The organism is Streptomyces sp. NPDC056347, from assembly GCF_042262625.1.
Classification (GTDB): domain Bacteria; phylum Actinomycetota; class Actinomycetes; order Streptomycetales; family Streptomycetaceae; genus Streptomyces.
Genome location: NZ_JBHJQP010000068.1, coordinates 1 through 20170, shown reverse-complemented (window position 1 = coordinate 20170; position 20170 = coordinate 1). Strand labels below are relative to the sequence as shown.

The following is a 20170-nucleotide window of genomic DNA, read 5'->3' as shown; positions in this document are numbered from 1 at the left end:
CTGTCCCCCCGACCCTGGCAGGATAGGCGCACGTGGTGTGTGCGGACGCGGGCGATGGCCGGCGGCCGCCGGGAGCCCGGCAGCGGCAGCCGGGCCTGGGAAGGCTGTGGGGAGCGGAAGCGGCTGATGGCGCGAGGCAACGGGGTCGTACTGAGGGATGTCCTCGACATCAAGGAGGATCTCCACGCCGGGGACTTCAAGATCGCCCTGTCCGAGGGGTTCACGGACGCGCGGGCCGGGTCGATCGACGACTACGTGGTCACGGAGCAGCTTCAGGGCGAGTTCCGCAAGGCTCTGAAACTCGTCGGCAGCTCCCTGCGCAAGAACGCCTCGCAGGCCGCGTATCTGCACGGTTCGTTCGGTGCCGGTAAGAGCCACTTCCTGACCGTGCTGCATGCCGTGCTCAACGGGGACGCTGCCGTCGAGGAGAAGCCGCGGCTGCGCGAGGTGATCGCCGAGAACGCGGACTGGCTGCCGGGCCGGAAGTTCCTGATGGTGCCGTACCACCTCGTGGGTGCCGCCAGTCTGGAGTCGGCCCTGCTCGGCGGCTACGTGCAGACGGTGCGGCGGGAGCGGCCGGAGGCGTCCACCCCGCTGGTGTTCCGGGCGGACTCGCTGCTCGCGGACGCACGCGAGCTGCTCAAGCAGATCGGCGACGAGGCGTTCATCAAACTGCTCCCGGCGCCCGTCTCCGCACCGCAGTCGGCCGCGGCGGGCGGCTCGGACGACGGTGACGACGGTGACGAGCTGAAGCCGATCGGTGCGGTCCCCGCCGTCGGCTGGACGGGCGAGACTCTCAAAACCTCGTTCAACGCGCCCGCCGGCGACCCGCAGCGCGACCGGCTGCTGACAGCCCTGTTCCAGGGGCCGTACAAGCACTATGCCGAGACGGTCAGCGGCGACGCGGGTGCGTACATCGCGTTCGACGACGGTCTGAGCGAGATGAGCAAGCACGCCCGCATGCTCGGCTACGACGGTGTCGTGCTGTTCCTGGACGAGCTGGTGCTGTGGCTCCAGGCCCGGATGTCCGACCGGACCTTCATCAACGACGAGGTCCAGAAGCTCGTCAAGCTGATCGAGTCCAGCAACCCCGACCGGCCGGTGCCGATCATCTCGTTCATCTCCCGCCAGCGCGACCTGTCGCAGCTCATGGGCTCCGACATCCTCGGCTCGGACGTGGAGAACCTCCAGGCCGCCCTGGAGTACCTGAAGGAGCGCGTCACCGTCGTCAACCTGGAGGACCGCAACCTCCCGGAGATCATCAAGGAGCGCGTCCTCAAGCCTCTGCCGGGGCAGGAGCGGGTGCTGGACACCGCGTTCGCCGGGATCGACAAGGCCGGGCAGGCCGTCAAAGACGTCCTCCTCGACGGAGACGGGGCCACCGGCGCGGGCTGGGAGGACTTCCGGTTCGTCTACCCGCTCTCCCCCGCCCTGCTGAACGTGCTGGTGGCCCTTTCCGGGGCACTCCAGCGGGAGCGCACCGGCCTCAAGCTGGTCCAACAGCTGCTGGAGCGCAACGCCGACGCCGAAATCGGCCGGCTGATCCCGCTGGGCGACCTGTGGGACGTCCTCGTCGACAACACCAGTACCGCGTTCACGACCCGGCTCCAGCACGAGTCGGAGACCGCCCGCCGCTTCCACCTCAAGGCCCGCCGGTTCCTGCTGCAGCGGTACGGGCACGCCGAGCACCCCGACTTCGTCGCCGACGAGCGCTTCGTCAAGACGCTGCTGCTCGCCGCGCTCGCGCCCGACGTGCCAGCGCTGCGTCGGCTGACCGCCGGCCGGCTTGCCGCGCTCAACCACGGCACCCTGCGCTCGCGGGCCGTGCCCGTGCAGGACAAGGTCGTCGAGCGGATGCGTGCCCTGCAGGGCGAGTTCCCGAGCGAGCTGCGCTCCGAGGGCACGGACGACCCGGTCTACTCCCTGCACTTGTCCGACCTGGACATCGACCCGATCCTCGACGCCGTCGCCGGCGAGGACAAAGGCGGCGTTCGCCGTACCTGGCTGCGCGAGCAGCTGTGGGCGGAGCTGAGGCTCACCCACCGGCAGGGACAGCTCGTCGACGAGAAGAAGATCGTGTGGCGCGGCTCCGAGCGCACCGTGGAGTTCGGGTTCGGACTGGTCCGTGACCCACGCAACGTCTCGGACGAGGCCTTCGAGCCGAGTACCGCGGGCAACATGAAGATCGTCCTGGACTGCCCCTACGACGAGGAGCCGGGTCGCTCCCCCGACGACGCGCACCGGCGCGTCACCGAGCTGCGCAGGTCGCATCCGGGCGCGCCCGTGCTGGTCTGGCTGTGCGACCACTTTTCGGAGCAGCGCAAGGCCCAGCTGGGCCGGCTCATGCGGATCAACTTCCTGCTGGAGCGCGACCGCCTGTCCGACTACACCCGCAACTTCCCGCCGGACGACCGCGCCAAGGCCCGCCGTCAGCTGGAGCACGCCCGGGAGAACCTCACCCGTACCCTCGTCGACTCGCTGCGTGAGGTGTACGGGCTCGCCGAGCCGAAGGAGGGCACGCGGGGTGCGGAGGTGCCCGACGGGCGGCATGTGCTGTCCTTGCAGCCCGAGTTCCCGCGGCCGCAGACCGAGGGCAGCAAGCCGTTCGAGCAGACGGTGGTACAGCTCGCCGACGGGCTGTTCAGCGCCCTCTACGACAAGCACCCCGACTTCGGGCCCGGTGCAGGCTCCGCGCCCCGCGCCGTCACCCCGGCCGAGCTGTCCACCGCCCTGAAGTGGCTCGCCCGGGCCATGGACGAGGGCGGCCGGGTCGAGGTCGACCCGAAGGAGCTGCGGGTCGTCAAGCGCATCGTCGAGCCGCTGCAGCTGGGCACGGTCCACGACGGCCCGCTCGTCGTGCGCGGCGACCAGCTGCGCACGCAGATCAACCGGGCGGCCGCCGCGCACAGGGAGCGCGGCGAAATCGACTCGCTCGACGAACTCGCCGTCGAGGACATCCGCAACTGGATCAGGGACGACCTCGGCCTGCGCGGCCTCGACAAGAACGTCTCCAGCCTGCTCATCGCCGCCTATGCCCTGCTGGACGACCGGTCCTGGGTGCTGTACTCCGGCACCGACACCGCCCCTCCGGCCCTGGCAGAAATTAGCGTCGGCTGGAAGCTGCGCGCCCAGCAGCTGCCCAGCCAGGACGAGTACGCCACCGCCCGCGACCGCGCCGCCCTGCTGTTCGGCGTCACCGCCAAGCCCGGCCTGTTCGCCCGCAACGTCAATCGGCTCGCCGCCGAGGTCATGGCCAAGGCCACCGAATTCGAGAAGAGCGTCGGTGACGTACGCACCGTCCTGCGCCGGCATGCCGCGCTGCTCGGACTCGACGAGGACGGCACCGCCGAGCGCACCCGCATTCAGCGCGAGGCCGCCGCGCTGCTCGCCCGGCTCGTGCGCCACCCTGAGGACGCAACCGGCCTGGTCCGCGAACTGGCCGCGTACACCTGCGAAACGCCCGCGCGGGACCTCTCCCACGTCATGGCCAGTGCCGCCGGCCTGTTCGCGGCCCTGAACGGCACCGACTGGAAGCTGCTGGCCAGCGTGCACGGCCTCGCCGGCCGCGACGACAGCGTCGGCGACCGCGCGCAGCGGCTCATGGAGCGCATCGGCGAGGCCGCGCGCGCGCCGGAGCGCGAGAGGTCCCTGATCCCCGTACTCGGAGAAGTCCGGGAGACGGGGCATGCCCTGCTGGATGCCGCCCTGCAGCTGGGGAGCTCCGCCACCCTCGCCGAGCCGGCGCCACCGGCCCCTCCGGCAGGCGCCGCGGAGATCCCGCTGTCCGAGCATGGCGCCCCGCCCGTGCCCTCCGCGCCCCAGGGCCCTGTGCAGGGCAGGCAGGATCCGCTGTCCTGGGAGCCGGAGGAGCCCGGACCGGCTGCCGGCGCCGCCCCGGTGCGAGCTGCCCGCCGGGTCATCGCGCCCGGGACGGCGGCGCTCCGCGCCGACCTTACCGCCGTACGCGAGGAGATCGAGGCGTTCCGGGCTCTGCACCCGGATACCCCGGTGGAGATCGTCTGGCGTGCCGAGCCCGGCGGTGAGCACTCGTGACGATCTCCCGGCCCGTCGCCGGCCGGCGCGCCATCGAGGTACTACTCAAGGCGGAGTTGAAGGACGCCCCCGACGGCCGACTCGTCCTGGTCGACGCGGTGTGGGATTCCGCGGAACCGCACACAGAGTTCAGCGTCACGGTCGACGGCGAGCCGCGCCGTGTCCTCGTCAGCGACCAGCATTCGCCGCTCGGCGTCACCGAGGCGTGGCACCGCCACCTCGCGGGCGGTGCCGGTGACGGCGTGCTCGTCGTCACCGGCACGGTCCCCGCCGACCAGCTCGGCCTCGATCTGCGGGCGCACGCGGTGCGGCGGCATCCGCTGCCCGTGGACCGCGCGGAGATCGTCGCCCAGCTCTTCGAGGCCGCCGACCTCGACCCGCAGATGCTGGGCGAGCACTGGCTGCTCGAGGCGCTGCTGCAGGCCGAGCCCCTCGACGGCTGGCCCCGCGTCGGAAACGTCCTCACCCGCGACCGGGCGGTACGCGCCCTGCTCGGGGCCCGTCTCGGACTCGGCGACCCGGCCTCCGGAAGCCTCGACCTGGACGCCGACGCACTGTTCGCCTGGACCCGTACACCGGCCGGGCCGGCCCTGTACGCCGCGCTGCCCAAGGAGGAGCAGCACGGCCTGGAGGCCTGGCTGGGCCGGACCGTCGGGCCCGCCGCACCCACCCTGCTGGCCCTGGCCGCCGAAGGGCGCGGCAGTGACGCGCTGCCGCTGGGGGTGCTCGCCTCGGCCGCCCTCGGTTCGCGGTCCTCGGACGCGGCGGGTTTCGCGCTGGGCACCTTGTTCGGGCCTGCCCTCGCGTCCTTCGACACGCTGCGGCCCTTCGCGGACGCCGCCACGGGCGTCCTCACCCGCTGGATCGCGCAGGCCGAGGGCGCCGGTGCACCCGCCGGCCCGGCCCGTTCCCGGGTGCTGGGCGTCCTCGAACGCGCCGACCGGCTCGCCGCCGACGCGCGCCTGACGGAGCTGGTCCGCGGCGACCGGCTGCTCCCGTCGGGCTACCTGGGGCGGCTGCGGGCGCTGGCCGCCTGCCTCGGCGCCCGCGGCGAGGACGCGACCGCACGCGCCGAGTCCGCCCTGCGCGACCTGGAGGCGCACCAGCTTGCCGCACTGTTCGCCGAGTCGACCGAGACGGCCCGTACCGCCGTCCGCATGACGCGCTGGCTCGCCACCGAGCCGGCGCCGCCCGCGACCGTCGCACAGGCCGTACAGGAACACCTTGCCTCCTCGGGCTGGGCCGACCTGGCCATCGGGGTCCTCGCGGAAGGGGACGCGTCGCGGGACCCGGCCGTCGGCGAGGCGTACCGGCGGCTGATAGGAGCGGCCCGCGAGCGCCGTACCGGTCTCGACGCCCATTTCGCCGGGCTGCTCGTCTCCTGGACGGAGACCGCCTGCCAGCATGCGGCCGGGGGCGCACTCCTCATCGAGGATGTCCTCGCCCGGGCAGCGGCTCCGCTCGCCCAGGGCGGCGGCCGTCCGCTGATCCTCGTCCTCGACGGGATGAGCGCGGACATCGCCGTGCGGGTCGCGGGAGAGCTGAGCGGCAGGGCCTGGACGGAAATCGTTCCCGCCGTGCCCGGCACATGGCCTCAGCGGCAGGCAGCGGTGTCGATGCTGCCGTCGGTCACCCGCGTCAGCCGGGCCTCCCTGCTGAGCGGCCGGCCGTGCGAGGGCGGCCAGGGAGCGGAACGCACCGGCTTCACCGCGTTCTGGCGCAAGCGGCACCGGGGCGCGCATCTCTTCCACAAGGGGGCGTACGAGGGACCGCTCGGGCACCGCCTCGACTCGCAGGTCCTCGACGCCCTGGCCTCGGACGACATCGTCGCCGTCGTCGTCAACACCATCGACGACGCGCTGGCCGACGGCCGGGAGGGGACCAGCGGCCGCTGGGGCCTGTCCGACATCGGGAAACTGCCCGACCTGCTCAACGCCGCCCGCGACTACGGCCGTCCGGTCGTACTCGTCTCCGACCACGGCCACGTCATCGACCGCACGGATCGCGGCCACCCACCCGCCGACGCCACCGGGGTGCGCGGTGCCCGCTGGCGCACCGGGAACGCCGGCGACGGGGAGATCACCCTCGCCGGGCCGCGGGTCCTGACCGACGGCCGGCGTGTCACCGCCGCGTGGCGTGACGACCTGCGCTACACGGCGCGGCAGGCCGGATACCACGGCGGTGCGTCGCTCGCCGAGGTCACCGTTCCCGTGATCACCCTGGTCCCGCTCGGTGGGGCCGTCCCGTCGGGCTGGGTGCTGCTGCCTCCGGAGGGCGCCGAGCCGGCGTGGTGGCAGAAGTCCGGCAGCGCGGTCGCACCGGGCGCCGGCATTTCGGCGGGCGCGGCCCGGACCGGTTCCGCGCCCGCCACCGCGTCCCGGAAGTCCTCGTCCAAGGCCGTTGCCCGGGACGCGGTGGAACTGCCTGCGGGCGTCGGCGGCGGAGGCGCGCTCACTCTCGGGCAGCGGACCACCCGCAGTGCCGCGTACCGGGCGCAGCGTGAATTCGTCCGGGCCGCGCCCCCGGACAAGGCGGTGGAGGCTGCACTCGACGCCTTGGATGCCGCGGGCGGGAAGCTGTCCCCTGGGGCTGTCGCCGCTGCCGCCCAGGCCGCCACCGGCAAGTCGCAGCGCAACCCGGCGCGCTTCGCCACCATGCTGGAACGGCTGCTGAACATCGACGGCTATCCCGTGCTCCGGCTCGTCGAGTCCGGCCGCACCGTGCAGCTTGACCGCGCCCTGCTCGGCCAGCAGTTCCCGTTCCAGGAAGGCACCGCATGACCCGCCCCGCCTTCGACATCAGCGCAGCGCGCCGCCGTGACGTCGTCAACGCGCTGCGCCGCGGCACCGTCCCCCAGGCGGGGCTCGGCCTGTTCGCCGTCGGCCTGGAGCGCTTCGAGGGTGCGCTCGACGACGACCTGGCCACCGTAGCCCGCGGCGGGGCCGCCTTCCACGCCCTGCGCGGCGAGTATGGATCCGGCAAGACGTTCTTCGCCCGGTGGCTCGCCGAGCGGGCGAAACACCGGGGGCTCGCCGTCAGCGAGGTGCAGATCTCCGAGACGGAGACGCCGCTGCACCGGCTGGAGACCGTCTACCGCAGACTCACCGAACGGCTCACCACCTCCACCCACCAGCCCTCGGCGCTGCGCGCCGTCGTCGATTCCTGGTTCTACGCCCTGGAGGAGGAAGCCCTCTCCGGCGGCGACGTGGCAGAGGACGACGAGGAGGCACTGGCGGCCGCCGTAGACGGGCTCCTGGAAGAGCGGCTGGCCGCCGTCGCCCGCACCACCCCCGCCTTCTCGGCAGCGCTGCGTGGCTACCGGCGGGCCGTGGCGGCCGGTGACGGGCCCCTCGCCGAAGCGCTGATCGCCTGGCTCGGCGGACAGAAGTCGGTGGCCGCCGCCGCCAAACGGGCGGCGGGAATCCGCGGCGACCTCGACCACTTCGGCGCCCTGGGGTTCCTGCAGGGCCTGCTCACCGTGCTGCGGGACTGCGGACACCCCGGGCTGCTGCTCGTCCTGGACGAGGTGGAAACCCTGCAGCGGGTGCGCGGCGATGTCCGGGAGAAGTCCCTCAACGCCCTGCGCCAGCTCCTCGACGAGATCGACACCGGGCGCTTCCCAGGCCTCTTCCTCGTGATCACCGGCACCCCGGCCTTCTACGACGGGCAGCAGGGCGTGCAGCGCCTGGCGCCCCTATCCCAGCGCCTGGCCACCGACTTCACGACCGACGCGCGCTTCGACTCGCCCCGTGCGGTGCAGCTGCGGCTGCCGGGGTTCGACCTCGCCTCACTCGGCGAGCTGGGGCGCAAGGTGCGCGACATCTACGCAGCCGACGCACGCCACCCGCAGCGGCTGGCCGGCCGCGCGGACGACGCCTACCTCAACGAGCTGGCCCGCGCCGTCACCGGAGCACTCGGCGGCAAGGTCGGTATCGCACCGCGCCTGTACCTGCGCAAACTGGTCGCCGATGTCCTGGACCGCATAGACCAGTTCGAGGACTTCGATCCCCGCAGGCACTACGCCCTCACCCTGCACACAGCGGAACTCAGCGACACCGAGCGCAACGCGGCGGGCGGCGTGACGAGCACCGCGGCGGTTACGCCTGCGGGCAGTGCGGCGGACGTCGCCCTGGATCTCCCGTGAGCGGCGAGGCGGCCAGCCGAACCGGTGAGGGGAGCATCCCGGAAGCCTTCGACCTGCTGGATCCCGTCATCGGGCATCACATCGTCAACACCCTCGGGTGGCCCGCCCTGCGCCCCCTGCAAGCGGAGACCGTGGCTCCGCTCCTCGCTGGCGAGGACGCCGTACTCCTGGCCCCCACCGCCTCCGGCAAGACCGAAGCGGCGGCCTTCCCCCTGCTGACCCGGATGAACCGGCACGGCTGGAAGGGCACCAGCGTGCTGTACGTCTGCCCGCTCAAGGCCCTTCTCAACAACCTGCACCCGCGCCTGGAGGCTTATGCAGGCTGGCTGGGCCGCACCACGGGGCTGTGGCACGGAGACGTCAACACTCCGCGCCGCCGCCGACTGCTCGTCGAGCGCCCCGACATTCTACTGACCACGCCGGAATCCCTGGAATCGATGCTGGTCAGCACCCATGTGGACCACCGGTCCTTCTTCAGCGGCCTGCACTCGGTCGTCGTCGACGAGGTCCACGCCTTCGCCGGGGACGACCGCGGCTGGCACCTGCTGGCCGTACTCGAGCGCCTGACGCGTACCGCGGGCCGCCCACTGCAGCGCGTCGGCCTGTCCGCGACCGTCGGCAATCCCGCCGAGCTGCTGGACTGGCTTCAGGGATCCGGGCGGGGGACGCGTCCCGGCCGCGTCGTGGCCCCCGCCCCCCGTCCGCAACCGCCTTCGGCGGGCACCGCCCCGCCGGCCGGGGAGATCGAACTCGACTACGTCGGGTCCGTCGCCAACGCCGCCATCGTCATCGCGGCTCTCCACCGCGGCGAGAAGCGCCTCGTCTTCTGCGAGAGCCGGCGCACCGTCGAGGAGCTGGGTGAGCAACTGCGCCTGCGCGGTGTCACGACCTTCCTCTCCCATGCCTCCCTCTCCGTGGACGAACGCAGACGTGCGGAAGCGGCATTCGCCGAGGCGCGGGACTGCGTGATCGTCTCGACCAGCACCCTGGAACTCGGCATCGACGTGGGCGACCTGGACCGGGTCATCCAGCTGGACGCGCCCCGCACCGTGGCCGCCTTCCTCCAGCGGCTGGGCCGCACCGGGCGCCGCCCCGGCACCAGCCGCAACTGCCTCTTCCTCGTGCTGGACGACGAAGGGCTGCTCGCTGCTGCGGCTCTGCTGCTCCAGTGGTCGCGGAACTGGGTGGAACCCGTCACCCCGCCCCCCGAGCCGCGTCATCTCGTCGCGCAACAGCTGCTGGCGCTGTGCCTGCAGGAACACCAGGTCGGCACCAACCTGTGGCAGGAGTGGTGGGGCGGCCTCGACCCCTTCGGTCTGCGAGCCGCACCCATCGTCCGGCACCTGGTCGAACAGGGATACCTGGACCAGGACTCGGGCCACCTGTTCATCGGGCCGGAGGCGGAACGCCGATTCGGGCACCGGCATTTCATGAACCTGACCGCCGTCTTCACCGCCCCGCCCGAGTTCACCGTCCTCAACGGCCGCAACGAGATCGGCCGCACCGACCCCGATCTGCTCACCGAGCAGATCCAGGGCCCCCGCAGGCTCCTGCTGGCGGGGCGCAGCTGGCAGGTCACCCACATCGACTTCAGCCGCCGCCGCTGCTTCGTCACCCCCGTCGACGACGGCGGGCGGGCGCGGTGGAACAGCTTCGGCGCCGAGCGGGTCCTCTCCTTCGAGCTGACACGTGCCGCTCGCGATGTGCTCCTCGGCGAGGACCCGCCCGTACGCCTCACCGGGCGGGCCTCGGCGCGCCTCGCCGAGGCCAGGGAGACCCACCTGGACGCGGTACACCCCGGGGGGACCGTCATCGCCCGCCACACCGACGGGGACATCCGCTGGTGGACGTGGGCCGGCCATCGCGCCAACGCCACGCTCGCGGCCACCATGCTGCCCGCCGTGACACCACACCGGCGTTCCCACGCCCACTGGATCCGGCTACGGGACGACCTCACGCGCGAGGAGTGGGCGAAGGCCAAGGCACAGGCGGCGGAAGGCTTGACCCTGCCTGATATCGACGGACGTGCCGTGCGGGGCTTGAAGTTCGCCGAGGCACTGCCACCCAAGCTCGCCGAGGCGACACTGGCCGCCCGCACGGTGGACGAGATGGGTGCCCGCTTCGCTCTCGAAGAGCCGGTCCGATTCGCCATCCTTCCAGCCAAATCCTGAGTGCGTTGGGTCCGAGCAATTCAGGACTGGCCAACGCCCCCGCCACGGGCGGTATGAGCAGTCGCAGTCAAAGGTGATGCCGGAGCAGATTTCCCAGCACCATCCCAGCACGGGAAGCGCCCAGGGGCCCGTTCATGAAGACCCGGACCCCTCCTGACCTGCGCGTTTAATATTCGCGACGTGGTGGAATTGCGCCTAAACGTTGAAGCGGAACTCCACCACGTCGCCGTCCTGCATCACGTAGTCCTTGCCCTCCATGCGGGCCTTGCCCTTGGCGCGGGCCTCGGCGACGGAGCCGGTTTCGACGAGGTCCTCGAAGGAGATGATCTCCGCCTTGATGAAGCCCTTCTGGAAGTCGGTGTGGATCACACCGGCGGCCTCGGGGGCGGTGGCGCCCTTCTTGATCGTCCAGGCGCGGGCTTCCTTGGGGCCTGCCGTGAGGTAGGTCTGGAGGCCCAGGGTGTCGAAGCCGACGCGGCCGAGGGTGGCCAGGCCCGGCTCTTCCTGGCCCATGGACTGGAGGAGTTCGAGGGCCTCGTCGTCGTCGAGCTCGATCAGCTCGGACTCGATCTTGGCGTTGAGGAAGATGGCCTCGGCGGGGGCGACCAGGGCGCGCTGCTCGTTCTTGAAGTCCTCGTCGACCAGCTCGTCCTCGTCGACGTTGAAGACGTAGAGGAACGGCTTGGTGGTCAGGAGGTGCAGCTCGTGGAGGAGCCGGCCCTTCTCGGTGCCCGCGGTGATGCCCGCGGCGAAGAGGGTCTGGCCGGACTCCAGGATCTTCTGGGCCTCCTCGACCGCGGCGAGGACCGCGACCTTCTCCTTCTGGAGGCGGGACTCCTTGGTGAGGCGCGGGACGGCCTTCTCCACGGACTGGAGGTCGGCGAGGATCAGCTCGGTGTTGATCGTCTCGATGTCGTCCTTGGGCGAGACCTTGCCGTCGACGTGGACGACGTTCTCGTCCTTGAAGGCGCGGATGACCTGGCAGATCGCGTCGGACTCGCGGATGTTCGCGAGGAACTTGTTGCCCAGGCCCTCGCCCTCCGAGGCGCCGCGGACGATGCCGGCGATGTCGACGAAGTCGACCGTGGCGGGGAGCAGCCGCTGGGAGCCGAAGATCTCGGCGAGCTTGTTCAGGCGCGGGTCGGGGACGCCGACGACGCCGACGTTCGGCTCGATCGTGGCGAACGGGTAGTTGGCCGCCAGCACGTCGTTCTTGGTCAGGGCGTTGAACAGGGTCGACTTGCCGACATTCGGCAGACCGACGATTCCGATCGTGAGCGACACGGTGGCGACTTCCTGAGGAGTGGGGCGGTGGGCGGAACGCAGGGCCCCTGGTGGGCCGATTCTCCAGTTTACGGGCGGGGGCAAGCGGGTACCCACGGGTCCTGCCGCACGCGGGCCGGGGCGCCGGTCCGGTTCCCGTTCGGCCGTGTGGCATCGAACTCATCCCCTAGCTCGCCCAAAGCGCGTGTCCCGCACCCGCTTCGCGCGGCCCGGCGCCCTACGTTGTCACGGTGGAGCAGCACAGGACACGTCCCCCGCAGCGCAGGCAAGCCCCTCAGGCCCCGCTGTCCCCGCAGGGCACCATCGAGGAGACCGCCGCGACCGTCTACCGGGCGGTGCGCCCGCCGGAGGGCCGGTCGCGTCCGGTGCCGCCCGTGGTGCTGGCGCTGCGCAGGCTGCCCAATCCCCGGCTGACCGCCATCGGGGCCGGGCTGTTCGCCGCGGCCGCCATGTTCGTACTGGCCTGTCTGGATCTGCTGGTCCTCGACGGTTCGCCGGTGGTGTTCGGGGTGCTGTTCCTGCCGGTCTGCGCGCTGACCGCGCTGTGGGTGCGGCCGGCGGACCTGGTGACGGCGCCGATCATCGTGCCGATCGCGTTCGCCGTCGGGGTCGTGCCGATCGCGGGGGGCACGGGCGGTTTCGGCGGCCGGATCATGGCCGTGGTCACCGCGCTCGCCGTGCACGCCGGGTGGCTGTACGGCGGCACGCTCGTCGCCGGTGTCATCACGACCGTACGGAAGGTACGGCTGATGCGGCAGCGGCAGCGCCGTACGCCGGTGGCCGCGCAGACGGCGCGCGCTCCGCAGGCGCAGGGGGCGCGCCGCCCTCGGCGGTGAGCGGGCGCCTCAGCGGTCCGCGGCCGCCATGGCCGCGCCCACGATCCCCGCGTTGTTCTGGAGCTCGGCGGGCACCATCTCGGCCCGTACGTGCTCGATCAGGGGCAGGAACTTGGCGGCCTTGCGGCTGACCCCGCCGCCGATGATGAAGAGCTCGGGCGAGAACAGCATCTCCACGTGGGCCAGGTACTTCTGCAGCCGGTGCGCCCAGTGGTGCCAGCTGAGGTCCTCGTCCTCCTTGGCCTTGGTGGAGGCGTGCTTCTCCGCGTCGTGGCCGTTCAGCTCCAGGTGGCCCAGCTCGGTATTGGGTACGAGGCGGCCGTCGACGAAGAGAGCGCTGCCGATGCCCGTGCCGAGCGTCAGCATGATCACGGTGCCCTTGCGGTCGCGGCCCGCGCCGAAGGTCATCTCGGCGACGCCCGCCGCGTCGGCGTCGTTCAGCACGGTGACCGGGAGGCCGAGCCGGTCACCGATCAGGCCGCGGGCGTCCGCGTCGATCCAGCCCTTGTCGACGTTGGCGGCGGTACGGGTGACCCCGCCGGTGACGACGCCCGGGAAGGTGATGCCGACGGGGCCCGACCAGTCGAAGTGGCCGACGACCTCGGCCACGCACTCGACCACGTCCTTAGGGGTGGCCGGCTGCGGTGTCAGTACCTTGTGGCGCTCCTGCGCCAGGTCTCCGCGGTCCAGGTCCACGGGTGCGCCCTTGATCCCGGATCCGCCGATGTCCACGCCGAAGATCTGCATACGGTCCACGGTACGGGCAGGCGGCCCCGCGCACTCCCCGGAAACGGGACAGTCGCGGGGCCCCGCCCGCCGCGGCTCTACTTCTCCGAGAGGGCGGCGGCCTCGGCGCGCAGGTCGCGGCGGAGCTCCTTGGGCAGCGAGAAGACGATGGACTCCTCGGCCGCCTTCACGATCTCCACGTCCTCGAAACCGCGCTCGGCCAGCCAGGCCAGCACGCCGTCGACCAGCACCTCGGGGACGGAGGCGCCGGAGGTGACGCCGACCGTGGAGACCCCCTCCAGCCACGCCTCGTCGATCTCCTCGGCGAAGTCGACCAGGTGGGCGTCGTTCGCCCCGGCGCCGAGGGCGACCTCGACCAGACGGACCGAGTTGGAGGAGTTCCTGGAGCCGACGACGATCACCAGATCGGCGTCCTCGCCCATCTGCTTCACCGCGATCTGGCGGTTCTGCGTGGCGTAGCAGATGTCGTCGCTGGGCGGCGAGACCAGGAGCGGGAACTTCTCCTTGAGCGCGCCGACCGTCTCCATCGTCTCGTCGACGGAGAGCGTGGTCTGGGAGAGCCAGACGACCTTGGACGGGTCGCGGACCTCGACACCGGCGACGTCCTCGGGGCCGTCGACCAGCGTGATGTGCTCGGGGGCCTCGCCGGAGGTGCCGATGACCTCCTCGTGGCCCTCGTGGCCGATCAGCAGGATGTCGAAGTCCTCCTGCGCGAAGCGGACGGCTTCCTTGTGGACCTTGGTGACCAGCGGGCAGGTCGCGTCGATCGTGGCGAGCTTCCGCTCGGCCGCCTCCTGGTGCACGGTCGGGGCGACGCCGTGCGCGGAGAACATCACGATCGAGCCCTCGGGCACCTCCGCCGTCTCCTCGACGAAGATCGCACCCTTCTTCTCCAGGGTCTGCACCACGTACTTGTTGTGGACGATCTCGTGGCGTACGTACACCGGAGCGCCGTACTGCTCCAGGGCTTTCTCCACGGCGATCACGGCACGGTCCACCCCCGCGCAGTAGCCACGGGGAGCGGCGAGCAGGACGCGGCGAGGTGTCGTAGCAGTCATGCCGACCATCGTAAGGCCGCGTCGGACGCGCGGAGGATCGGCCGGGTGGCGAGACTGGTCCTTGATCCACTCGCTGATCCGTACGTGATCCAGGAGGTCCCATGTCCGGCAACGCCACCGGGGACGACGACGGGGGTACGGGGGCGCATCAGGAGGGCGGGCGGCTGCGGCGGACGCTCGGGTTCCGGGACCTGGTGGTCTACGGGCTGCTGTTCATCGCGCCGATGGCGCCGGTCGGGGTGTTCGGCACGCTCGACGCGAAGTCCGACGGCGCGGTGGCGCTGGTGTACGCCGCGGCGACGGCGGTGATGGCGTTCACCGCGTTCAGTTACGCCCAGATGGTGCGGGTGGTCCCGCTGGCGGGGTCCGTCTTCGCGTACGCGCGCAAGGGGCTCGGCGAGGGGCCGGGGTTCGTCGCCGGGTGGATGGCGATGCTGGACTACCTGCTGATCCCCGCGGTCGCGTACCTCTTCTCCGGGATCGCGCTGAACGCGCTGGTGCCGTCGGTGTCGCGGTGGGTGTGGACGGCGCTGGCCGTCGTCGTCACCACGCTGCTCAATCTGCGGGGGGTGCGGGCCGCCGCACGGGTCGGCTTCGCGGTACTGGCGATGGAGATCGCGGTGCTGGCGGTGTTCCTGGTGTCGGCGGGGGTGGTGCTCGTACGGGACGGGGCGCAGCGGGGCTGGCTGTCGCCGTTCACCGGTGATTCCGGGTTCTCCGCGTCGGCGGTGCTGGGGGCGGTGTCGGTGGCCGTGCTGTCGTATCTGGGATTCGACGCGATCGCGACGTTCGCGGAGGAGGTGTCCGGGGGGTCGGCGAAGGTGGCGCGGGCGTTGCTGTTCTGCCTGGTGCTGGCGGGTGTGCTGTTCGTGGCGCAGGCGTATCTGGCGGCGCTGCTCGAACCGATGACCTCGGCGGAGCTGGCCGCCGATCCGGCCGCTCAGGGTTCGGCGTTCTACGACACGGTGGACGTGTCGGTCGGGGGCTGGCTGCACGATCTGGTGGCGGTGAGCAAGGCGATCGGGGCGGCGTTCGCGGCGCTGGCCGGGCAGGCGGCCGCGGGGCGGCTGCTGTTCGCGATGGCCAGGGAGCGGCGGCTGCCCCGGGTGCTGGCGAAGGTGGACGCGGGGTCGGGGGTGCCGCGGCTCGCGATCCTGCTGGCGGCGGTGGTGACGCTGGTCGCCGCGGTGTGGGCGGCCCGGCGGGCCGACGGGCTGGACCATCTGGTGTCGGTCGTCGACATCGGTGCGCTGACCGCGTTCGTGCTGCTGCACGCGTCGGTGGTCGGCTGGTTCGTCGTACGCCGGATGGCGGGGCCGCCGAGCTGGTGGCGGCATGTGCTGGTGCCGGTGGTGGGGGCGGGGGTGCTGATCGCGGTAATCGTGGAGGCGACCGGGAGTGCCCAGGTGGTGGGGGCGTGCTGGTTCGCGGTGGGGCTGGTGGTGCTGGCGGCACAACGGGGGCGGCGGGGCGCGGAGCTCTGAGCGGGGGCGGGCAGTGGGGGCAGTGCGGGCGGGGAGCCCGGCGGTACGGGCACGGTGCGGGGCGGGAGCCCGGCGGTACGGGCACGGTGCGGGGCCGTGACGGGGCCGGACGGCGTGCGGGCCCGCCGGGCACGGGGCTCCGCGCGGAGGCGACAGCGCGGCCGGGCGGCGTGGCAGGGGTGGCGGGGGCGGCCGGTTGTCGGTGGGGGCGGATACGCTCGCCCGCATGGCTCTCCACACGTCGGCGGATGCTCCGCTGCCCGTAGGTGATGTGTCGCGGCTCATCGGCGGCTGGATCGACCGGCTCGGCGCGGTCTGGGTCGAGGGGCAGATCACCCAGCTCTCGCGGCGGCCGGGCGCCGGGGTGGTGTTCCTGACGCTGCGCGACCCCTCGCAGGACATCTCGGTGAGCGTGACGTGCTTCCGCCAGGTCTTCGACCGGATCGCGGACGTGGTGTCGGAGGGGGCGCGGGTCGTCGTCCTGGCCAAGCCGGAGTGGTACGCGCCGCGCGGCCAGCTGTCCCTGCGGGCCACGGAGATACGGCCGGTCGGCATCGGCGAACTGCTGGTCCGTCTGGAGCGGCTGCGGAAGTCGCTGGCCGCGGAGGGGCTCTTCGCGGCCGGCCGGAAGAAGCCGCTGCCCTTTCTGCCGCAGCTGATCGGCCTGGTCTGCGGGCGGGCGTCGGCGGCCGAGCGCGACGTGCTGGAGAACGCCCGGCGGCGCTGGCCCGCGGTCCGCTTCGAGGTCCGCAACACGGCGGTGCAAGGGGTGCACGCGGTGAGCCAGGTGGTCCGGGCGGTGCGCGAGCTGGACGGGCTGGACGAGGTCGATGTGATCGTGGTGGCGCGCGGTGGCGGCAGTGTGGAGGACCTGCTGCCGTTCTCGGACGAGGAGCTGGTCCGGGCGGTGGCCGAGTGCCGTACGCCGGTGGTGTCGGCGATCGGCCATGAGCCCGACTCCCCGCTGCTCGACCTCGTCGCGGACGTACGTGCCTCCACACCGACCGACGCGGCGAAGAAGATCGTGCCGGACGTGGGCGAGGAACTGGACCGGGTGCGGCAGCTGCGCGAGCGGGCGCTGCGCTCGGTGCGCGGGCTGCTGGACCGCGAGGAGCGGGGACTGGCGCACGCGCTGGCCCGGCCCTCGATGGAGCATCCGCAGCGGATGGTGGACGAGCGGGCGGCGGAGCTCGACGCGCTGGCCGGGCGGAGCCGCCGGGTGCTGGGCCATCTGCTGGACCGGGCGGATTCGGAGCTGGCCCACACCCGGGCGCGGGTGGTCGCGCTGTCCCCGGCGGCGACGCTGGAGCGCGGTTACGCGGTGCTCCAGCGAGCCGACGGCCATGTGGTGCGGGAGCCCGGGGAGGCCGGGGCGCCCGGCGACGTGCTCCGGGCGCGCGTCTCGGGCGGCGAGTTCGCCGTGCGGGTGAGCGAGTGACGGCGGGCGGGGCCGCCGGTCCCAGGCGGCCGGGACACACCGAGCGCGCCAAACGCACCGAGCACACCGAACACACCGAACACTTCGAGAAGGACCGGAACACAGGGTGGAACGCATGACGGACGACGCGGCTACGGCGGCCGGTGCCACGGGCACGCTCGGCTACGAGCAGGCCCGTGACGAGCTGATCGAGGTGGTACGCCGCCTGGAGGCGGGCGGCACGACGCTGGAGGATTCGCTGGCGCTCTGGGAGCGCGGCGAGGAGCTGGCGAAGGTGTGCCGGCACTGGCTGGAGGGCGCCCGCGCACGGCTGGACGCGGCCCTCGCGGGCCCGGCGGCCGAAGGACGGGAGGACGAGAAGGACGAGGGCGCCGACGGCAGCTGAACCCGTACGGCCCTGTGGGGCGGATCACTCCGCTCCACCTTTAGTTGAAAATTAACCTATCTCTCGGTTAGCGTGACCGGGTTGCCCGATCTCCCGTGTACAGCCGGAAGGTAGAACGCCCCATGCCCCTCGCCCTCGACCCCGCCGCCCAGGACCTCCTCTTCCGCGAGGCCCGCACCGCCAACACCTTCTCCGACGAGCCCGTGACGGACGAGCAGGTCCAGGCGATCTACGACCTGGTCAAGTTCGGGCCCACCGCGTTCAACCAGTCGCCGCTGCGCGTCGTCCTGGTCCGCTCCGACGATGCCCGCGCCCGCCTGGTGAACCACATGTCCGAGGGCAACCAGGGCAAGACGTCGACCGCCCCGCTGGTCGCGATCCTGGCCACCGACAACGAGTTCCACGAGGAGCTCCCGGCCCTGCTGCCGCACTTCCCGCAGGCCAAGGACGCGTTCTTCTCCGAGCGCCCGGTCCGCGAGTCGGCCGCCGCCCTGAACGGCGCCCTGCAGGCCGCGTACTTCATCATCGGCGTCCGCGCCGCCGGCCTGGCCGCCGGCCCGATGACCGGCTTCGACGCCGCGGGCATCGAGAAGGAGTTCCTGGACGGCGACCACAGCCTGCTGATGGTCGTCAACATCGGCAAGCCGGGCGAGGACGCCTGGTTCCCGCGTCTGCCGCGCCTCGCCTACGACGAGGTCGTCACGACCGTCTGATCCACCCCGCCGCGCCGCGCGCGGCAGCGAGGCCCTGGAGCGTCCACCGCTCCAGGGCCTCTCGCGTGCGTCCGTGGTCCGTGGCCCCCGGCGGGCCGCGGGCGTCAGGAGGACTTGAGCGCGGCGGCCATCTCCGCCAGCCGATCCGTCGACGCCGAGCCCGTGACCACCGTGGTCGAACCCTTGTCGTGGCGCACGAGGGCGTCGTACTTGTCGCCCTTCCAGTGCTGCCAGGCCTCGCCCGCGACCTGCCGCGTGCGGCCGGTGTTCGCGGCCTTCTGGCTGACCTCGGTGACGTACTTCTCCGCTGCGGAGGTGGACTGCTCCACCGCGACGTACTTGCCGTCCGGGTCGAGGAAGCCCAGGTGCCAGCTGTTGTCCGCCTTGCGGTCGTAGCTGACCGAGGTGGCCTTCCAGCCGCCCGCCAGACCGTCCGGGGCGGCCACCGGGTACGGCGCGGCGCGCCGGGCCGTCAGGAGCTCCACCCGGTAGTCGACGGTCGGGACCGGGTTGGCGTTCTTGTCCTGCGGAATGAAGATGTAAACACTCCCCGCGACGGCGGTGATGACCGCCATCGACAGGAACATGTCCCGCACCGTCTGCTTGCCTCGCTTGCTAGCCACGGGTCCATGGTCGCATTGCGGCCGGCGGACCCGGCCCGGGGGCGGCCGCCGACCGCAGCCGCTCAAAAGTGACCCGGTCTGCTCATTTTGTCGACCTGGCGATAGAGTCACAGCACCCTCTTCCGGTCGTCGCCGTACAGAAAGGTGCGCTCCGATGTCCGAGCATCATCTGCCGTCCCCGCTGGAGGTCTCCCCGGAGGCCCCCGACCGCAACCTTGCCCTCGAGCTGGTCCGGGTCACCGAGGCCGCCGCCATGGCGGCCGGGCGCTGGGTGGGCCGCGGCGACAAGATCGGCGCGGACGGCGCCGCCGTGAAGGCCATGCGGGCCCTCGTCTCCACCGTCTCGATGAACGGCGTCGTCGTCATCGGCGAGGGCGAGAAGGACGAAGCCCCCATGCTGTTCAACGGCGAGCGCGTCGGCGACGGCACCGGCCCCGAGGTCGACATCGCCGTCGACCCGATCGACGGCACCACCCTGAACGCCAAGGGCATGCCGAACGCGATCGCCGTACTGGCGGCCGCCGACCGCGGCGCCATGTTCGACCCGTCGGCCGTCTTCTACATGGACAAGCTGGTCACTGGTCCCGAGGCCGCCGAGTTCGTCGACATCGACGCCCCCGTCTCGGTGAACATCCGCCGGGTCGCCCGGGCGAAGAACTCCGCCCCCGAGGACGTCACGGTCGTCGTGCTCGACCGCCCGCGCCACGAGGGCATCGTCAAGGAGATCCGCGAGACCGGCGCCCGGATCAAGTTCATCTCCGACGGCGACGTCGCGGGCTCGATCATGGCCGCCCGCGAGGGCACCGGCGTCGACCTGCTGATGGGCATCGGCGGCACGCCCGAGGGCATCATCTCGGCCTGCGCCATAAAGTGTCTCGGCGGCGTCATCCAGGGCAAGCTCTGGCCGAAGGACGAGGCCGAGCGGCAGCGCGCCCTGGACGCCGGGCACGACCTGGACCGGGTGCTGTCCACCAACGACCTGGTCAGCGGCGACAACGTGTTCTTCGCCGCGACCGGCATCACGGACGGCGAGCTGATGCGCGGGGTGCGCTACCGCGCGGAGACGGCCACCACCGAGTCCATCGTGATGCGCTCCAAGTCCGGCACCATCCGCAGGATCGACTCCACGCACCGGCTCTCGAAGCTGCGTGCCTACAGCGCCGTCGGCTTCGACCGCGCGCAGTAGGCCCCGCCCCGGGGCTCCGGGACCGGTCCGAGGTCGGTCGGGCCGGTC

General features: G+C 72.1%; 14 protein-coding genes. 10 read left to right on the top strand and 4 right to left on the bottom strand.

The genetic code is table 11. The annotated features are described in order from the left end of the window. The first annotated feature begins 126 nt into the window (after window positions 1-126). Genes ACFCV8_RS17750 through ACFCV8_RS17735 form a run of 4 tightly spaced genes read left to right on the top strand, consistent with a single transcriptional unit; the run spans window position 127 to window position 10368 of the window. Window positions 127-4053: a hypothetical protein gene (locus ACFCV8_RS17750; protein WP_376686274.1), complete on the top strand. Its 3927-nt coding sequence runs from the start codon at window positions 127-129 to the stop codon at window positions 4051-4053. Beyond that, the gene (gene pglZ, locus ACFCV8_RS17745) at window positions 4050-6833 is read left to right on the top strand and encodes a BREX-2 system phosphatase PglZ (protein WP_376686273.1); all 2784 of its coding nucleotides are present in this window, start codon (window positions 4050-4052) and stop codon (window positions 6831-6833) included. The genes ACFCV8_RS17750 and pglZ overlap by 4 nt, the downstream gene beginning before the upstream one ends. After that, complete coding sequence (gene brxD / locus ACFCV8_RS17740) at window positions 6830-8197, top strand: BREX system ATP-binding protein BrxD (protein WP_376686272.1); 1368 nt, start codon at window positions 6830-6832, stop codon at window positions 8195-8197. The genes pglZ and brxD overlap by 4 nt, the downstream gene beginning before the upstream one ends. Continuing rightward, window positions 8194-10368, top strand: coding sequence for a DEAD/DEAH box helicase (locus tag ACFCV8_RS17735; RefSeq protein WP_376686271.1), 2175 nt, complete (start codon window positions 8194-8196; stop codon window positions 10366-10368). Before brxD ends, ACFCV8_RS17735 begins: the two co-directional genes overlap by 4 nt. Before the next feature lie 195 nt (window positions 10369-10563). On the opposite strand, the gene ychF is transcribed toward ACFCV8_RS17735, so the two are convergent. After that, window positions 10564-11652, bottom strand: a complete 1089-nt coding sequence (gene ychF, locus ACFCV8_RS17730) for a redox-regulated ATPase YchF (RefSeq protein WP_376686270.1) — start codon at window positions 11650-11652, stop codon at window positions 10564-10566. 230 nt (window positions 11653-11882) lie between these two features. On the opposite strand from ychF, the gene ACFCV8_RS17725 reads away from it, so the two are divergent. After that, window positions 11883-12488, top strand: a complete 606-nt coding sequence (locus ACFCV8_RS17725; RefSeq protein ID WP_376686269.1) for a DUF6542 domain-containing protein — start codon at window positions 11883-11885, stop codon at window positions 12486-12488. A gap of 9 nt (window positions 12489-12497) precedes the next feature. On the opposite strand, the gene ppgK is transcribed toward ACFCV8_RS17725, so the two are convergent. Next, window positions 12498-13235: a polyphosphate--glucose phosphotransferase gene (gene ppgK / locus ACFCV8_RS17720; protein WP_376686268.1), complete on the bottom strand. Its 738-nt coding sequence runs from the start codon at window positions 13233-13235 to the stop codon at window positions 12498-12500. Between the two features lie 77 nt (window positions 13236-13312). Then, the gene (locus ACFCV8_RS17715; protein WP_376686267.1) at window positions 13313-14293 is read right to left on the bottom strand and encodes a 4-hydroxy-3-methylbut-2-enyl diphosphate reductase; all 981 of its coding nucleotides are present in this window, start codon (window positions 14291-14293) and stop codon (window positions 13313-13315) included. Between the two features lie 101 nt (window positions 14294-14394). Between ACFCV8_RS17715 and ACFCV8_RS17710 the strand changes: the two genes are divergently transcribed. The 4 genes from ACFCV8_RS17710 to ACFCV8_RS17695 all read left to right on the top strand — a co-directional run bounded on the left by ACFCV8_RS17710 (window position 14395) and on the right by ACFCV8_RS17695 (window position 18313). Continuing rightward, window positions 14395-15777 carry an APC family permease gene (locus tag ACFCV8_RS17710; RefSeq protein ID WP_376686266.1) on the top strand — a complete coding sequence of 461 codons (1383 nt, stop codon included), beginning with the start codon at window positions 14395-14397 and terminating at the stop codon, window positions 15775-15777. Window positions 15778-16003: 226 nt separating this feature from the next. Then, window positions 16004-17215, top strand: coding sequence for an exodeoxyribonuclease VII large subunit (gene xseA, locus ACFCV8_RS17705; RefSeq protein WP_376686265.1), 1212 nt, complete (start codon window positions 16004-16006; stop codon window positions 17213-17215). A gap of 115 nt (window positions 17216-17330) precedes the next feature. Next, the gene (locus tag ACFCV8_RS17700) at window positions 17331-17600 is read left to right on the top strand and encodes an exodeoxyribonuclease VII small subunit (RefSeq protein ID WP_376686264.1); all 270 of its coding nucleotides are present in this window, start codon (window positions 17331-17333) and stop codon (window positions 17598-17600) included. 122 nt (window positions 17601-17722) lie between these two features. Next, window positions 17723-18313, top strand: a complete 591-nt coding sequence (locus ACFCV8_RS17695) for a malonic semialdehyde reductase (protein WP_376686263.1) — start codon at window positions 17723-17725, stop codon at window positions 18311-18313. Between the two features lie 104 nt (window positions 18314-18417). Here the strand turns inward: ACFCV8_RS17695 and ACFCV8_RS17690 are convergent, their stop codons facing one another. Further along, window positions 18418-18936 (bottom strand): DUF4245 domain-containing protein, encoded by a 519-nt coding sequence (locus tag ACFCV8_RS17690; RefSeq protein ID WP_376686262.1) that lies wholly within the window; start codon window positions 18934-18936, stop codon window positions 18418-18420. A gap of 154 nt (window positions 18937-19090) precedes the next feature. Here ACFCV8_RS17690 and glpX point away from each other — a divergent pair, with 154 nt between their 5' ends. Then, on the top strand, window positions 19091-20122 hold the full coding sequence (glpX, locus tag ACFCV8_RS17685) for a class II fructose-bisphosphatase (RefSeq protein ID WP_376686261.1): 1032 nt from the start codon (window positions 19091-19093) through the stop codon (window positions 20120-20122). Window positions 20123-20170: the final 48 nt, after the last annotated feature.

What these genes read in the sequence shown, in the direction of transcription:
- ACFCV8_RS17750 (WP_376686274.1), top strand. Translation starts at nt 127, where the DNA reads ATGGCGCGAGGCAACGGGGTCGTACTGAGGGATGTCCTCGACATCAAG.
- brxD (WP_376686272.1), top strand. Translation starts at nt 6,830, where the DNA reads ATGACCCGCCCCGCCTTCGACATCAGCGCAGCGCGCCGCCGTGACGTC.
- ppgK (WP_376686268.1), bottom strand. Translation starts at nt 13,235, where the DNA reads ATGCAGATCTTCGGCGTGGACATCGGCGGATCCGGGATCAAGGGCGCA.
- ACFCV8_RS17715 (WP_376686267.1), bottom strand. Translation starts at nt 14,293, where the DNA reads ATGACTGCTACGACACCTCGCCGCGTCCTGCTCGCCGCTCCCCGTGGC.
- ACFCV8_RS17710 (WP_376686266.1), top strand. Translation starts at nt 14,395, where the DNA reads ATGTCCGGCAACGCCACCGGGGACGACGACGGGGGTACGGGGGCGCAT.
- xseA (WP_376686265.1), top strand. Translation starts at nt 16,004, where the DNA reads ATGGCTCTCCACACGTCGGCGGATGCTCCGCTGCCCGTAGGTGATGTG.
- ACFCV8_RS17700 (WP_376686264.1), top strand. Translation starts at nt 17,331, where the DNA reads ATGACGGACGACGCGGCTACGGCGGCCGGTGCCACGGGCACGCTCGGC.
- ACFCV8_RS17695 (WP_376686263.1), top strand. Translation starts at nt 17,723, where the DNA reads ATGCCCCTCGCCCTCGACCCCGCCGCCCAGGACCTCCTCTTCCGCGAG.
- glpX (WP_376686261.1), top strand. Translation starts at nt 19,091, where the DNA reads ATGTCCGAGCATCATCTGCCGTCCCCGCTGGAGGTCTCCCCGGAGGCC.